General features: G+C 60.1%; 15 protein-coding genes. 14 read left to right on the top strand and 1 reads right to left on the bottom strand.

Annotated features, from left to right (window positions below):
• Positions 1-26: 26 nt before the first annotated feature.
• The 9 genes from K3177_RS13450 (at position 27) to K3177_RS13490 (ending at position 8,847) form a co-directional block, all read left to right on the top strand.
• A complete protein-coding gene (locus K3177_RS13450; protein ID WP_221598921.1) occupies positions 27-1,871 on the top strand; it encodes an amidohydrolase in 1,845 nt (614 codons plus the stop codon).
• A 3-nt stretch (positions 1,872-1,874) separates the two neighbouring features.
• The gene (locus tag K3177_RS13455) at positions 1,875-2,306 is read left to right on the top strand and encodes a DoxX family protein (RefSeq protein WP_221598656.1); all 432 of its coding nucleotides are present in this window, start codon (positions 1,875-1,877) and stop codon (positions 2,304-2,306) included.
• Between the two features lie 73 nt (positions 2,307-2,379).
• Positions 2,380-3,666 carry an alginate export family protein gene (locus K3177_RS13460; RefSeq protein ID WP_247714495.1) on the top strand — a complete coding sequence of 429 codons (1,287 nt, stop codon included), beginning with the start codon at positions 2,380-2,382 and terminating at the stop codon, positions 3,664-3,666.
• A gap of 15 nt (positions 3,667-3,681) precedes the next feature.
• Positions 3,682-4,386 (top strand): YoaK family protein, encoded by a 705-nt coding sequence (locus tag K3177_RS13465; RefSeq protein ID WP_221598658.1) that lies wholly within the window; start codon positions 3,682-3,684, stop codon positions 4,384-4,386.
• Between the two features lie 98 nt (positions 4,387-4,484).
• Positions 4,485-5,447 carry an alpha/beta fold hydrolase gene (locus K3177_RS13470; protein WP_247714496.1) on the top strand — a complete coding sequence of 321 codons (963 nt, stop codon included), beginning with the start codon at positions 4,485-4,487 and terminating at the stop codon, positions 5,445-5,447.
• 121 nt (positions 5,448-5,568) lie between these two features.
• Entirely contained in the window at positions 5,569-5,997 is a 429-nt protein-coding gene (locus tag K3177_RS13475) for a DoxX family protein (protein ID WP_221598659.1), read from the top strand.
• 65 nt (positions 5,998-6,062) lie between these two features.
• Positions 6,063-6,569, top strand: a complete 507-nt coding sequence (locus tag K3177_RS13480; RefSeq protein WP_221598660.1) for a DUF6438 domain-containing protein — start codon at positions 6,063-6,065, stop codon at positions 6,567-6,569.
• Positions 6,570-6,691: 122 nt separating this feature from the next.
• Positions 6,692-7,198, top strand: a complete 507-nt coding sequence (locus tag K3177_RS13485) for a Dps family protein (protein WP_221598661.1) — start codon at positions 6,692-6,694, stop codon at positions 7,196-7,198.
• Positions 7,195-8,847 carry an FAD-dependent oxidoreductase gene (locus K3177_RS13490; protein ID WP_221598662.1) on the top strand — a complete coding sequence of 551 codons (1,653 nt, stop codon included), beginning with the start codon at positions 7,195-7,197 and terminating at the stop codon, positions 8,845-8,847. The genes K3177_RS13485 and K3177_RS13490 overlap by 4 nt, the downstream gene beginning before the upstream one ends.
• Positions 8,848-8,963: 116 nt before the next feature.
• Here the strand turns inward: K3177_RS13490 and K3177_RS13495 are convergent, their stop codons facing one another.
• Positions 8,964-9,977, bottom strand: a complete 1,014-nt coding sequence (locus tag K3177_RS13495; RefSeq protein ID WP_221598663.1) for a hypothetical protein — start codon at positions 9,975-9,977, stop codon at positions 8,964-8,966.
• A 787-nt stretch (positions 9,978-10,764) separates the two neighbouring features.
• Here K3177_RS13495 and K3177_RS13500 point away from each other — a divergent pair.
• From K3177_RS13500 to K3177_RS13520, 5 genes are all read left to right on the top strand, one after another.
• Positions 10,765-11,658: a 3'-5' exonuclease gene (locus tag K3177_RS13500; protein ID WP_221598664.1), complete on the top strand. Its 894-nt coding sequence runs from the start codon at positions 10,765-10,767 to the stop codon at positions 11,656-11,658.
• Positions 11,659-11,754: 96 nt separating this feature from the next.
• Entirely contained in the window at positions 11,755-12,663 is a 909-nt protein-coding gene (locus K3177_RS13505) for a 3'-5' exonuclease (RefSeq protein ID WP_221598665.1), read from the top strand.
• Positions 12,660-13,241 carry a hypothetical protein gene (locus tag K3177_RS13510; protein WP_221598666.1) on the top strand — a complete coding sequence of 194 codons (582 nt, stop codon included), beginning with the start codon at positions 12,660-12,662 and terminating at the stop codon, positions 13,239-13,241. The genes K3177_RS13505 and K3177_RS13510 overlap by 4 nt, the downstream gene beginning before the upstream one ends.
• Before the next feature lie 248 nt (positions 13,242-13,489).
• On the top strand, positions 13,490-14,191 hold the full coding sequence (locus K3177_RS13515; protein ID WP_221598667.1) for a hypothetical protein: 702 nt from the start codon (positions 13,490-13,492) through the stop codon (positions 14,189-14,191).
• On the top strand, positions 14,178-14,978 hold the full coding sequence (locus tag K3177_RS13520) for a hypothetical protein (RefSeq protein WP_221598668.1): 801 nt from the start codon (positions 14,178-14,180) through the stop codon (positions 14,976-14,978). The genes K3177_RS13515 and K3177_RS13520 overlap by 14 nt, the downstream gene beginning before the upstream one ends.
• The last annotated feature ends 33 nt before the right edge of the window (positions 14,979-15,011 follow it).

Below are 15,011 nucleotides of genomic sequence, written 5' to 3' on the forward strand. Positions count from 1 at the left end.
TTAGCGCAAGGACCGCCACCATGCCTATTCGCGACCTCCTCATCGTCAATGCAAAGATCTCCACGCTCGACCGAGAAAACCCGGAGGCGCAAGCCGTGGCGATCCGAGACGGGCGCATCCTCCTCGTCGGATCGGAAGCCGAAGTTCGTGAACGCATTAACGAGGCAGATGTCATCGATGCAGGCGGTCGCCGTCTGATCCCGGGGCTGATCGACAGCCACACGCATGTGATCCGGGGGGGCCTCAACTACAACATGGAACTGCGCTGGGATGGCGTGCCGAGCCTCGCCGATGCCATGGCGATGCTGAAAGCGCAGGCTCTGGTCACGCCGCCGCCGCAATGGGTGCGCGTGGTCGGCGGATTTACCGAGCACCAGTTCGCCGAAAAACGGCTGCCGACGATCGCCGAGATCAATACCGCTGCGCCCGAAACTCCGGTCTTCATCCTCCACCTTTACGACCGCGCCTTGCTGAACGCTGCCGCCCTGCGCGCTGTGGGCTATACAAAGGACACGCCGAACCCGCCCGGCGGAGAAATCGTGCGCGATGCCGCAGGCAATCCCACCGGCCTTCTACTGGCACAGCCGAACGCGACGATCCTTTATGCGACGCTCGCCAAGGGGCCGAAGCTGCCGCCTGAATATCAGCTCAACTCGACCCGCCATTTCATGCGCGAGCTGAACGGTCTCGGCGTAACCAGCGTGATCGACGCCGGTGGCGGCTTCCAGAATTATCCCGACGATTACGAGATCATCGAGAAGCTGCACGAGGACGATCAGCTGACGGTGCGCATCAGCTACAATCTCTTCACACAGAAACCGAAGGAGGAGCTGGCCGACTTCGCCGGTTGGGCCAAGCAGGTCTCGCCCGGTCAGGGGGACGACCATTATCGCCACAACGGCGCGGGTGAGATGCTGGTCTATTCGGCCGCGGACTTCGAGGATTTCCGCCAGCCGCGCCCGGAGATGCCAGTGAATATGGAGACCGACTTGGAGCCGGTCATTCGCCTGCTGGCCGAGAACCGCTGGCCATGGCGTCTCCACGCGACCTACGACGAGACCATTGGCCGTGCGCTCGACGTTTACGAGAAGGTCAATGCCGATATCCCCTTCGACGGTCTGCACTGGTTCTTCGATCACGCGGAGACGATCAGCGATCGCAATATCGATCGGATCGCCGCGATGGGTGGCGGGATCGCCGTGCAGCACCGCATGGCGTTCCAAGGCGAGTATTTCACCGAACGCTACGGCGAGCGGGCGGCTGAGCGCACCCCGCCGATCGCGCGCATAATCGCTGCCGGGATACCGGTGGGCGCGGGAACCGACGCAACCCGGGTCGCGAGCTACAACCCGTGGGTTTCCCTGTCATGGCTCGTCACCGGCAAGACCGTGGGTGGACAGCGGATTTATCCGCCCGCGAACCGGGTCAGTCGCGAGAAGGCTCTCAGCATGTGGACCCATGAAAACACGTGGTTCTCGAACGAAGAGGGAAAGAAGGGCCGCATCCGAGCCGGCGAATTGGCCGATCTTGTCGTCCTGTCGGACGATTACTTCTCGGTGCCCGAGGACGAGATCGTGCACCTGCGCTCTGTTCTGACAATGTTAGGCGGTGTCATCGTCCATGGCGATGGTCCCTTCGCACCTCTCGCGCCAGACCTCCCACCACCCGCACCCGACTGGTCTCCGGTGACGCAGTTCGGAGGTTATCACCAATCCCCCGAAGCGCGTGAGAAGCTGGCCACGGCCTGCGGCTGCGCGTCCTCATGCGGCGTCCATGGGCACGATCACGCAACGGCGCTCGCTGCCTCGGTTCCGGCGCGCGATGCTGCCGGCTTTTGGGGTGTCATGGGCTGCTCGTGTTGGGCGGTCTGATTCATGAGCCAGCCTCGTCCATCGCCTTTGATCATCGCAATCGACACGTTTCTGGCCTGGCCGGTCGCGCTGTTCGTCGCGCGCCTCCTGCTCGTCAGCGCCTATCTGATCGGCGGGGTACAGAAGCTGTTTGACTGGCCCAGCGCGGTCGCCGAGCAAACCCATTTCGGCCTTGCCCCCCCTGCCCTGTGGGCGGGTCTTACAATAGTAATCGAGCTGGTAGGCGGCATCATGGTGCTGTTCGACTGGAAGGGCTGGTTGGGCGCCGGAATGCTGGGCGTGTTCACCATCCTCGCCGCCATAGTGGCCAACGATTTCTGGACCATGGCCGGGCATGATCGCTTCATGGCGACAAACGCCTTTTTCGAACATCTCGGACTTGCCGGAGCCTTCGTGCTTTCAGCGATGATCTCGCGTTTGCATGCGCTGGATTGAGGGCCTCTGCCTTACCGGACTCCTCCATACGCTGCCCGCAGCTGCGCAAGACCCCCTACCCACGCCAACCACCTTGCGATACGACGAGGACTGGAGTGTACTGGCCGCCTCCGGCATCGCTGCCCACGATCCGCTGGACGCGATCAAGTACACCCCTCTGACCGACGACGGAGCGATCTATCTGGTGATCGGTGCCGAGCTTCGCAGCCGCTACGAAGGCTATGCGAACAATCTCACCAGCGAAGAGACGGGGCTCGACGACGGCTATCTCTGGGTCAGATCGCTGCCTTATGCCGACTTGCACGTCGGTCGGGCCCGATTTTTCGCGCAGCCGATCGCCGCATATGCTTTCGGGGTGAAACCTGAGGCAGGCCCGGTCGACCGCACCGGCCTGGATCTTCTGCAAGGGTTTGCGGAAGTTGGCATGGGGGCGGAAGATCGCTTCGTCATACGCGCGGGCCGGCAGTTGGTCTCTCTTGGTTCGGAAAGACTAGTCGGCACGCGGTACGGGCCCAATGTGCCGCGTGCTTTCGACGGTGTACGGTTCGATGCTTCGTATGGCATAGGCAAACTCTCGGTACTGTGGGCGCAGCCAGTCGCACCCGGGCCGCACGACTTCGACGACCGCGCCAACAAGACGCGGTCGATCTGGGCCGCCTACGCGACGCTGAATTTGTCCGCTGGCAAGGCCGACATCTACTACATCGGAACACGCAACGACGCGGCGGTTTGGAACTCGGCGCAGGGTGAGGAAAAGCGCCAAACCTTTGGGCTCCGGACTTTCGCGACGCGTGGCAATTGGCGCTGGAATGTCGAAGCGATAGGCCAGATCGGCCAAATCGGAGAGGACCGCGTCAGAGCCTGGAGTATTGCCAGCAATGTCTCCCGCACCTTTCCGAAGGCCCCGCTTACGCCAACAATCGACGCAAAGTTCAACATCGCCAGTGGCGACAGAAGCCGCGACGACAGCACGCTCGGCACTTTCGATGCACTCTATCCCAAGGGGCAATATTTCGGAGAGCTGACTCCGATTGGCCCGTACAACATGATCAACGCGCACCTTGGTGCGAACCTGCAACCGCTGCCCGACTTAGCGATCGGTGTCGCCGCGAGCGATTACTGGCGGCATCGCCGGGCCGACGGCATCTACTCCGTGCCGGGCGGGCTCTTGCGAAGCGGAGACCTAGGGACGGCGCGGCATGTCGGCTCACAGCTGGAACTGACGATGGACTGGCAACCGACACGGCATGTCGAAGTCTCCGCCTCGGCCTCGACGTTTTGGCCGGGGCGTTTTCTCAATGAGACCGGCTTCAGCCGGAACATCGACATGATCGCCATCGAAGTGACGCACAAATTTTAGGAAGGATGAGGTAACGTGCAGGACGCAAACCAAGATGTGGGCAGTCCGCTGGGCAAGCTGCTGCTGGTCCTGTCATTTACGACGGGCTTGATCGACGCGGTCAGCGTTCTCGGCCTGGGCAAGGTCTTCACCGCGAACATGACCGGAAACGTCGTGTTCATGGGTTTCGCCATCGCGGGAGCGCCCGGCTTTTTCGTATGGTCGTACGTCGCGGCGTTGGCCAGCTTCCTGTTCGGTGCCTTCGCAGCGGGTCAAGGCGGCAAGCGCATGGCAGCTGGCCCTATCCGAAGATGGTTGATCGGCGCCGCGGTATTCGAAACGCTTGCGCTTTGGATCGCGGCTATCATTGCATGGCGCTATGATCCCGCCACACTGACGCCGACGGTCTCGCTCTACGCCATCATCGCGTTGACGGGAATTGCCATGGGCTTTCGCAATGGTACCGTGCGCCAACTAAAGGTGCCCGACCTCACGACCACGGTGCTGACGCTGACGCTGACCGGACTCGCCTCGGATTCCCATTTCGCAGGCGGAAAAAACCCAAACTGGCGTCGCCGGATCATGGCGGTTCTGTGCATCTTGACGGGCGCTGCGATCGGAGCCGTGCTCGTCTTGCATGCGGGTTTGTCGCTCCCGCTCTTTCTTACCGGTGGGGTAGTGCTCGTATCCACGCTTATCTTTTCCGTACACCCTGCTAGCGGGCGTGTGCACACCCCGTGATGCGGGGCTGCGACGGTCCAAATTTGCGCAACCCTCTTCAAGCCCGTCCCACGAAACTCCGATAGTTTGGCGAAGGACTAGGCTTGCAGGAGGAACCCATGGCATTCGAATTTCTTCAACCGACCCGTCGTTCTCTGATGGCGGGATCGCTCACGGCGGCGGCTGGTGTTGCCACGCTGGTCGCAGCCGGGGGAAAGGCGATCGCGGCGACGGGCCTGCAGGACAGCACGAACACCACGGGTACCATCACCGGCAATGGCGGCACCCGCATCTTTTACAAAGACTGGGGCAAAGGACCAGCGGTGGTCTTTTCCCACGGCTGGCCCCTCACTGCTGACGCTTGGGACGGCCAGATGCTGTTCCTTGGTCAGCGCGGGTATCGTGTCGTTGCGCATGACCGCCGCAGCCACGGTCGCTCGGACCAGACCTGGGACGGCAACAACATGGACACCTATGCCGACGATCTGGCAGCAGTGATTGACGCGCTCGATTTGCGCAACATCGTCCTGGTCGGCCATTCGACAGGCGGGGGTGAGATTGCGCACTACATCGGCCGATACGGCACGGGTCGGGTGGCGAAGGTCGTGCTGGTCGGTGCGGTGCCGCCGCAAATGGTCAAGTCGCCGAACAATCCGGACGGCCTGCCGATGTCGGTGTTCGACGATATACGCAAGCAGACGTTCGGGAACCGCTCGCAGTTCTTCCTCGACCTGACAACGCCATTCTACGGCTTCAATAAACCGGGCGCGCCCGGCGGACAGGATGGTCTGCGGCAATCGTTCTGGCTGCAGGGCATGATGGGCGGCATCAAGGGACAGTACGATTGTATCCGTGAATTCTCCGAAGTCGATTACACGCCCGATCTCAAGCGCATCGACAAGCCGACGCTCATTGTTCATGGTGATGCCGACCAGATCGTACCGATAGGGGCCTCCGCGATGAAATCGGCGCAGATCGTCAAGAACGCCCAACTGAAGATCTACAAGGGCGCGCCGCATGGCCTCGCACAAACGCAAATGGACCGGTTCAACGAAGATCTGCTGGCTTTCATCAAGGGATGATCGCTTCAAGATAGTTGAACTGATTGTCGCGATTTATCGCAATCCCCTCAACTAGCGGGACCGCCCATCTTCAGCGGAATGCCGGCGAAGGACGCCGCGCTATTTTTCCGAGGAATTCGACATGAACACTATCGAATCACAAGAGACCCCGAGTGGCACGCTCGTAGGCATTTCCGGCGATGCCCTTGCGACGATCGGTCGCGCTGCGATTGCCGCGATCTTCATCTTGAGTGGAATTTCGAAGATCACCAATCCTGGAGGAACAATCAGTTACATCGAGGCGGTCGGCCTCCCTCTGGCCCCGATTGGCCTGGGACTCGCCGTTCTGGTCGAACTGGTCGGCGGAACAGCGCTGATTGCCGGATACCGCCCGCGGCTGGTCGCCGGTATCTTGGCTTTCTTCTCGTTGGCGACCGCCTTCGCCTTCCATGCGCAGCTGGGTGACCAGAACCAGTTCATTCACTTCTTCAAGAACGTCGCGCTAGCAGGTGGACTTGTCCAGATCGTCGCATTCGGCGGCGGAAAATATGCTATCCACCGTTCACGGTGAAAGTCTTGATCGCGCGGCTCCGCTTCATAGTGGAGCCGCGCAGATTCATTCGAATGGATAATAAAATGAGAAACGCCGTTTTCCTCGGCCTACTGGCGATCACGATCACTGGTGGCTGTTCAACGCCGCATTCTACGGCGGAAACGGTGCCAGTTCGCCAAATCGCGATCGAACGTGGACCCTGCTTCGGCTTTTGTCCTGTCTACAAGGTTGTCGTGACAAACGACGGCGTTGTGCAATTCGATGGTGACCGCCATACCAGAGTGCTGGGGCATCGCGAAAAGCGCATCCAGCCCGCAACGGTACGAGCTATCGAGGCCGCCCTCGCCCCCCTCAGGCCTGCGAGCCCCGGCCAATCCACAGCGCCCTGCGAAACAGTTCCTTCAGATACTGCCAGCACGACGATCCGCTGGAGCGCTGCTGGGGTTGCAGACACCGCGCTGAACTATCGCATGGGGTGTCTCGGCGCCGCGGGCAAAACGGCCGCTGCACGAATCAAGGCTGCACTAGAATTGCTCGATATCGATGACTGGGCCGCGCAGATGACCCGGGATGGCGTTCCTCGCGGTTAACGGCAAATAGTGCGCCAAACCCGTCAATCGACCATCGATTTTCGTCAAACTTGCAGAAGCCTGTTCAAGGAGTTCGCGCCCAGGGGCGTTAGGCTGGGACCCTCATTCAATGGAGGTGACCCATGCCAAAGCTTGACGAACGCCGGAATGACGCGACGGCGCCGCATCCACTCATTGCAGCGCAATCGGCGCAGGAACTCGGTGCCGCGCTCAATGCGATTCTGGCGGATTGCTTCGCGCTCTATCTCAAGACTAAGAGCTTTCACTGGCACGTGTCGGGGCCCAATTTTCCAGACTATCATCGCATGCTTGATGATCAGGCCGGGCAGCTATTTGCCATGACCGATCCGATTGCCGAACGCGTGCGAAAGCTCGGTCGCCAGACGCTGCATTCGATCGGTGCGATTGTACGTTCGCAGCGCGTCCTAGACAACGATGCCCCTTTTGTCCCGCCGCACGAAATGCTCGCCGAACTGCGCGACGACAATCGCGATCTGGTCCGGCGCCTGCGAGAAGTTCATGAACTGGCCGGCGAGGCACATGACATCGCGACGGCCAGCCTCATCGAGAACTGGGTCGACGAAAGCGAAACCCGCCACTGGTACCTCTTCGAGGCTACACGGAAATGAACCCGGCGGGCGATACCGCTGATCCCTACCTACGCAGCGAACATATCTTCCCGATATTGTCGCAGGACCAAGCTGACCGCGTCGAACGCTATGGTCGCCGCACTACACTGGAAGAAGGCGAAGTCCTCTTCGACCGCGGCGACCGCCTTGCTGACTTTTTCCTCGTACGCGAAGGCAGGATCGGCATCTTCATAGCTGGCGAAAAAGGTTCGGAGCGCCTGCTTACCACCCATTGTGCGGGACAATTCACGGGAGAACTGGACCATTTCAGCGCGCGTGCACTGCTGGTTGGAGCCCGTGCGTTGACCCGAACCTGTGTCGTGCGAGTCAGCACCGAAGGATTTCGCCAGTTGATGACGGCACAGCCGGATGTCGGCGAGATCATCATCCGCGCGTTCATACTTCGCCGAATGGGGTTCATCCATCGGGCCGAAGGCGGAATAGTCCTAGTTGGGCACCCACGCGAAAGTGACACTCTCAGACTGGAGCGCTTCTCCATCCGCAATGGCTACCCTATCCGATTGATCGACGCCGATGACGCAGCAGCATACGCGCCATTCGTTGCGCCCCTTGCAGGGGCTCAGAGCCTGCCGGCCGTCGTATTTCCCGACGGTAATGTCATGCACAATCCATCGATCATGGATCTGGCGGACAGATTGGGGCTAACCACCCCGCTCGATCCGGATGACGTGTGGGACGTTGCTATCATCGGTGCTGGACCGGCCGGCTTGGCAGCGGCGACGTATGCCGCGTCGGAAGGGCTACGCACGATCGTGATCGAGATGCTCGCCCCCGGAGGGCAGGCTGGAACGAGCTCTCGGATCGAAAACTATCTCGGTTTTCCAACCGGTATTACCGGCCAGGCCCTCGCGGGCCGAGCGCAGGTCCAGGCCCAGAAATTCGGCGCGCGGATCGCAGTGTCGCGCCGAGCGGTCAAGCTAGATTGTTCAGGTTCACCGCTGAAGGTAGAACTTGAAGATGGACGCGTCGTCTCTTCACGCACGGTCGTTGTCGCCTCGGGCGCGCAGTACCGACGGCTGAATGTCGACGATCTCGACCGCTTCGAAGGCCGCGGTGTCCATTACGCCGCCACTCCTATGGAAGCGACTTTGTGCCGGGATGAAGATGTCGTCGTTGTGGGTGCAGGCAATTCAGCGGGCCAGGCGGCAGTGTTCCTCGCGGGCTTTGCGAAGCACGTCCATATGATAGTCCGGCGAGATGCGCTGGGAGAGACGATGTCGGAATATCTGGTCCAGAGAATCCTTCATTCCGAGCACATAACCCTTTACCTCCAGAGCGAAATAAGCACGCTCGCGGGCGACACCGCACTCGAACGGATTGTCTGGATGTCCAATGCCGACGGAGCGACCACTACAGTCGAAGCCGCCAATCTCTTCGTCATGATTGGCGCGGAGCCGAACACAGGGTGGCTAGAAGATTGCTTACCACTGGACGAGCGTGGTTTCGTACTCACAGGCGCGACCGCAACATCACCTTACGAAACCTCCGTGCCCGGCGTCTTCGCTATTGGCGACGTTCGATCGGGCTCGATCAAACGAGTTGCGGCTAGTGTTGGCGAAGGATCGGTAGTGGTACAACAGGTACACCGTTATTTCCGTGCGCTACAGGGGCTTGAAAGAGTTCAATAAGACAACATTCTGGTAAGCTCGATCTGTGTGGTTACCTGCACGGTGAGCTATTGCCGACCGAAACCGGGCCCTGCTTCCGATGCCAAAAGCCCTTCGAGATACCTCAGCTCCAGCGATCAACTTTTCCAGATCGCATTTTCCTTGAGATGGATCACGCCTTTGTGAAATTCCTCGAGACTTTCGAAGACAGGTCGGCCGAATTCATCTAGTCCGCCTCCCGCTAGGTAAAGGAGCGATGCTTCCTTGAATATGCGAGTCACTTCAGCGTTTTCCTTATCGCGCAACCACGCCCCATGGCGTTTGTTTTTCACAGGTCTCAAACGTTCTTCTGCGACAAGAAATGGCTCGCATTCTCGACTTTCTGCAGCATTCGTTCGCTGACCTTCAATCTCTTCCGGCACGAAAATGTCGAGCATTTCCTCGGCTTTTTCGGCTGCTTCTGTAAGCTCGATTTTGGCAATCCCTTTAGTCTGACAGTGTTGAGCAACGAGATTGATAATCGAGCCCAGCAACGTGTTACCGAGACGCAAATCGTCCCGCTTTACGCTTGCCTTTAGCATCACCGCGATTAGGGGCATCATGAACTTTGGAAGCTTGTATCGCCACTGCTCGCTAACCGTATAGCGGCGGGCCAGCTCGGCCACTAAAACGTTACGTGCTGCATCATGTTCAGCGATCTGACAGGCCAATACAGACCGGATTCGTTCATTCGCTACATAGCTTTGCAACAGCCTTTCATCGCCATCCTGAACCAGTTCGGAGAGCTTTTGAGTAGATCTGATCGTCCCTTCAGAACCGACATCAATTTCTGCGCTGGAGTGACGCATCAGCAGGCTGGGGGGCGCTTTTGTGTCCCGCTCAAGCAACGCCTTTAGGCGAACCGCTACGTCCTTATCCCGCGACATTCGATGCTGCGGCGGAAGCAGAGACGAGAGGTCTGAAACAATCTCGTCAGCCAGAGCTGGTTCGATCTCGAACTCATCCATGAGACGCTTGAGTCTCCTCGCACGCGACCGGGCGTCGCGCCGATCCGCATTGCGATCGGCATCACTACTCGCCGCATCCTTAATTTCCTCGCCGCCATCGGCCACCCCTGGACCTTGATCTTGCGCCGTCTTGTCCTGTTCCACGGTTGCACTCCCATTGAGCCGCACATGGAATGGCTCGCGTCAGGCATTCGTGGCAAGAGATTGAAATTCCATAAATTCATTTCATAGCAATTCACTTAACAGGCGCGATGCGACGCGGGGACACCCGGTTTTTGCCATTTGAAATGATGAGGAATTCCTGAAGAGGCCAACGGCGTCCATCGTTTCAATTTGGCCGCGGCCAGCAACCGCCGACCATGGTCTGCACTGCTGATGCGTGGCAAAATGTTGCCCCTACGACACTGGTCAGCGGTCCGGATTCGTGGCCAAATCAACTGGGAATTTCAGGCGCAATACCTCAAAAAGGGGTGCAAAATGCGACCCCTGTTTGAGGCGCAATACCACAAAAAGGGCCGCACTGACGTCAGCCCTGTTTGAGGCGCAATACCACAAAGTCCTTAGCAGCCTCGCAGCGAAGGACTTTTCCCGCCTTTCCGCCCGTTCCGGGCTGCAAGGGTTAGTTCGCTTCGCTCACACGTCGTCCGGCCACAGCCGCCCTCCTCTTCCCGCCCCCCGTTCGGCCGACGTGTTTTACCCATTCGATAGGCAGAAATCCTGGGCGCCCTGCTTTGCGGACGAACCATCGTCCTTGGGGCAGCGTCGGCGACGCCTTGGAAGAATGCGGACCCTCCGCTGACAGCTGCGGGCCGGCAGGGACTTTCGAACGCCTTAGGAAGACCTGCCGGGTGAACCGGCAGGGTGAAGGAAAAAGGCAATAACGCTCGGCTCCCGCCTCGCCGGTTCGAATACGAACCGAAAGGCAGATTACATGAATACAGATCATCTCAATCCCGAGTTCGAGGAAGCCGCGCAGCGCCTCGAAACAGACCCCCAATTTCGCGTGCTGCGCGAAGTGCCAAAGCCGTTCAGCGAGATGCCGGGAAATGGCGCGCCGCCGGCCGGCAAATGCGTGTGCATCATCGACCTCGAAACGAGCGGCATCGATCCCGACCGGCACAAGATCATCGAGCTCGCTCTGATGATGGTTTTCGTGAGCGAGGATGGCGATGTGCTGGGCCACTTCGGCCCGCTGTCCTGGCTGGAAGATCCACGCGTTCCGCTAGAGCCAGAAATCACCATGCTGACCGGGCTCTGCAATCACCATCTGACCGATCATACAATCAATGACGCGGCGGTCACCGGAATGCTCGAGCGGGCAGACCTTCTGGTCGCTCACAATTGCGCCTTCGAGATTGGCTGGCTCGAGCGGCGGTATCCAGCGCTTAAAGGCAAGCCGTGGGCGTGCTCGATGCGCGATCTTCCCTGGCTGCAATTGGGATTGGATGGCAGAGCACAAACGGCGCTTCTCAACCAGCATGGCTGGTTCTCGTCAGCGCACCGTGCGGCTGCCGATGTCTGGTCGCTTTTCTGGCTTCTGCGTGAGAGCAAATCAGGTTGGCTCAAGGGCCCGCGCCGAACCCATCTTCAACGCCTGCTGGAAGCCGCGGACCAAAAGACGGCATTGGTCGAGGCGCGCGGTGCACCTTTCGCTGCAAAGGAACGCCTTCGAGCCCGCGGCTATTCCTGGCATCCCGCGCCCAGGAAAGTGTGGGCCAAAGAGATCGCTCAGATAGCCGTCGAGCACGAGGAAACCTGGTTTCAGATCGAGGGACTGCCAGCGCCCATCGTGCGCGAGATAACGGCCTGCGAACGGCATCGCTGAGCGCAGCGCCTCACTCAAACTTTCAAACCCGTTTCAATCCCCACCAAGGCCCGCCCACCGGCGGGCCTTGGTGCATCTACCGTAATGAGAAAACCCATGAGCAAGACCACCAACATTTTTGAAGACGATCTGTGTGCCCTGCAGCGCTCGCTCGAGCGTGAGGCGCAAGTCATCATCGATGCCAATTCCAACACCGAGGATGCTGCCGCGATAGGGCGCACATATGTCGTGTGCGATTTCGAATATCGCTTTCGCCGCTCGGCGCACGATGGCTGGGTGTATGGACGCGAGCCGGACGTGGATGATCGCGGAAAGCCAAAGCCGCCAAAAATCCGCTGGCCCTTTCACGACATCGCGGCCGTTTCCTGGATCGTCATGCGGCTTACCAAAGGGAACGATGTTCCTCAGATCGATGGCCCCTTCGTGCTGGGCCTTGATGACCGCAGCGAAAAGGAACTTGTGCAAGCCTTCTTCGATGCATTGCTGGACGCTGGCGGCACCGCACAGCTGGTGACCTGGGGCGGCGAAGTGCGCGACCTTGCGGTGCTGCGTTACCAGGCGTGCCGCTTCGGCCTTCTTATGCCCCTCCAGCTGCGCGGCACGTCGCCGCATTCGCGCGAGCGGACCGATCTGTGCCGTAGTGTCGCGGTGCAGGCCGATCCGGTTCATCTCGATGAATATGCAGCAGGGGCCGGCATCCCTGCAAAACCATCGCCGCCACGCACGATCGGAAAGATGGCCGAGGCGGGCAGATGGGACGAGGTGCGCGACCATGTTCTGGCCGATGTTTTGACCAGTGCTGTCATAGCCCTTCGCTGGTTGGCATCGACAGGCGAGATCGAGTGCCACCGCGAACGCAGCGAGATGGCAATCGCCGACGCTGCCGCAGCAGCGTTTCCCGATAGTCCCTTCCTGCAGCGCGACTTCAAAACCTGGGCGCGCGACCGGCTGCGTGCAGCAGGCATGGGAGGAACCGTTTATCGCATCGAAGAGACCGTATCGTGAGCGGCGAAACGATGCGGCATCCCGCTAGCCTTGCCGTCGTTGCCATCAACCGCACATCCTCTGCGAATATCGGCGGTTCCCATATCCAGGGAGCTGCGATCTTCAGCGTGGTCAAATGCCGCGATTGGGGCGCACGGTTTTCGCTTGAGGCCCGCTCCTTCGATGAGACGCACTCCCGCGCGCACATCATCGACGGGATCGTGCTGCGCTTACCGCGCAAGGCAATGGTCCTTTCGCTAGCGCCTCCACGACCGGAAAAAGCGGCCAGCGATGCGGCCGGCTCGAGCTCAAAACGGCCGCCCGACGACATGGCGCTGATCGAACGCCTTCGTAGTGATATCAAGACGGTCTACTTGCCATGTTCGCGGCGCGAACTGGTCCATGTGTGTGCCGCTTACGACATCGGCGCCTCATCGAAGCGAACCCGGGTACCACCAGGGAGCCGGACGGCGTTCGATGCACAGGCCTTGTGGCTGTACTTTTTGTGGACCCGTTGCAGGCCAAAGGAGCGCCATTGGCTGGCCTCGGGATGGGAAGCGTGGCGCGCGCTCGAGCGGGCACGGGAGATGGCCCGCTGAACCTGCCAGGCACCGGCCCTCGCAAAAGCTGGTTCCAAGGGTGAAAACCGCTTCATGTTTGCAAGAACTGCGAAGATACCAGGGAAGGAGGAAAAGATGACCTGATCGATACCGGGTAAGGAAGCGCTGGCACACGCTACCTTAGCCAAATCCCAAGTGCCGTAATGGTGCGCGCCAGAAGCGCACCAATCCCCAAGCCGCTCGTCCAATCCGGACGGCGGCTTTTTTGCTATCTAAAGGAAACTGTAATGCCCCGTAAGAAGACATCCGGCCGCGCGATTGCGGCCATCAATCCTTCCACCAATCTCCCGGCCTTGCCTGAACGTTTTGCCATCGGCGGGACGGAAGTTCGCCCGGTGCAATTATTCACCAATCCGCACCGCCATCCAGGCGGGCCTGGACCATGGGAAGAAGAACCGGACAAGCTTGCATGGATCCATGCCCCCACGGGCAAGCACTGCATCCTCCTGCGGCAGCCGAGCGGCGAATGGTCCGGCTTCGTGGGCGTCGATCCCGATCACCCGCTATGGGGCTTCCGCTTCGATGCCATTCCTGCCTCGTGTGACCTGCGCGTCCACGGGCGGATCAACTACGGCCAAGAATGCCAGGATGAAGAACAGCCCGAGATTAGCGTATGCCACATCCTAGATGCGGCCATTCGGCAGCGCTCGCGCCGTGCCCCAGGACCCGATGACCAGCATGCCGATAAATGGTGGTTCGGCTTTACAGCTGATCAGGCTGGCGACCTCATCCCCAATCACACCAACCGGCTCGAGCCGGAGGAAGGCGCCGTCTACCGGGACATCGGTTTCATGTATCACGAGGTTACCCGGCTCGCCTGCCAACTCGATGCTCTGGAGGCGCCGGGTGCCAACCTGTCGTCCACTAAATCCATCCCGGGTTCTGCTCGTTCGATTGGCAAGAAGGGAGGGAGTGATGTTCAAGGATGAACCCTATGGCGACCATCGTAATCCCGAGCTCCCCTGGGGTTACTGGCTCACCGTCAATGACGAAGCATCTCCGCCGCTGCTGGACGAACAGGGAAATGGCTGGAGCAGCGTGCGCGAGTATCTCTGGATCGATCGATTAGGGATGGCCAGCGGATCGCGCCACGACCAGGAACGCGCGCTGGAAGTCCTGCTGTCGGTGCTCGTCGCCATCGATCGCCAGGTCATATCCATCGAGGAAAAGGTGATCGATCTCTTCGCCGATTCCTGGCATCTGGCGCGTCAGTTTTTCGGGCTCTGGTTGCAAGGCCAGGGCCTCACGACGAGTGGACTGTCAGGCGGGCTCACCAGCGAAGGTAAAGCTGTACTTAAAATGCTCGCAAGCACGCGATCGAGGGGTGCGGCGCCGATCCCTGTCGGTCTTCCCGTGTTCAAGACATTGAATGGTCCGGACCTGGGCGAGGATCCGGCTATGCGCGAAGCGATCATGGAGCAGTGCGATACCTTTGTCGCCAAGCTTCCATGCCGCTTTGTGCGCAAGGATGTGGCGGGTAGGCCAGCGATCACTTTGACCGGTCCGCCAAGCGGAGACAATGTGCCGTTGGCGCGCACGCTCTGGTCGCTGTCGTTCCCTCATGGCCACGAGCGGGATCGCTTCTATCGGTGGCTCGTCGACCGGATCGACCGCTGGGAAGACTGGTCGGGCCGGGCACGCATGGATGGCGCGCAGGCGCTCAGCGAACATCTTCTGCGGCTTAGCTTCGCAAGCGAAGCTCGAACCAGCGACTGATTTGGGGGCGTCTTTGCGGAGGCGCCCCTTTTT

The organism is Qipengyuania pacifica, from assembly GCF_019711555.1.
Taxonomy (GTDB): Bacteria; Pseudomonadota; Alphaproteobacteria; order Sphingomonadales; family Sphingomonadaceae; genus Qipengyuania; species Qipengyuania pacifica.

What these genes read in the sequence shown, in the direction of transcription:
- K3177_RS13455 (WP_221598656.1), top strand. Translation starts at nt 1,875, where the DNA reads ATGAGCCAGCCTCGTCCATCGCCTTTGATCATCGCAATCGACACGTTT.
- K3177_RS13470 (WP_247714496.1), top strand. Translation starts at nt 4,485, where the DNA reads ATGGCATTCGAATTTCTTCAACCGACCCGTCGTTCTCTGATGGCGGGA.
- K3177_RS13475 (WP_221598659.1), top strand. Translation starts at nt 5,569, where the DNA reads ATGAACACTATCGAATCACAAGAGACCCCGAGTGGCACGCTCGTAGGC.
- K3177_RS13480 (WP_221598660.1), top strand. Translation starts at nt 6,063, where the DNA reads ATGAGAAACGCCGTTTTCCTCGGCCTACTGGCGATCACGATCACTGGT.
- K3177_RS13485 (WP_221598661.1), top strand. Translation starts at nt 6,692, where the DNA reads ATGCCAAAGCTTGACGAACGCCGGAATGACGCGACGGCGCCGCATCCA.
- K3177_RS13490 (WP_221598662.1), top strand. Translation starts at nt 7,195, where the DNA reads ATGAACCCGGCGGGCGATACCGCTGATCCCTACCTACGCAGCGAACAT.
- K3177_RS13500 (WP_221598664.1), top strand. Translation starts at nt 10,765, where the DNA reads ATGAATACAGATCATCTCAATCCCGAGTTCGAGGAAGCCGCGCAGCGC.
- K3177_RS13505 (WP_221598665.1), top strand. Translation starts at nt 11,755, where the DNA reads ATGAGCAAGACCACCAACATTTTTGAAGACGATCTGTGTGCCCTGCAG.
- K3177_RS13515 (WP_221598667.1), top strand. Translation starts at nt 13,490, where the DNA reads ATGCCCCGTAAGAAGACATCCGGCCGCGCGATTGCGGCCATCAATCCT.
- K3177_RS13520 (WP_221598668.1), top strand. Translation starts at nt 14,178, where the DNA reads ATGTTCAAGGATGAACCCTATGGCGACCATCGTAATCCCGAGCTCCCC.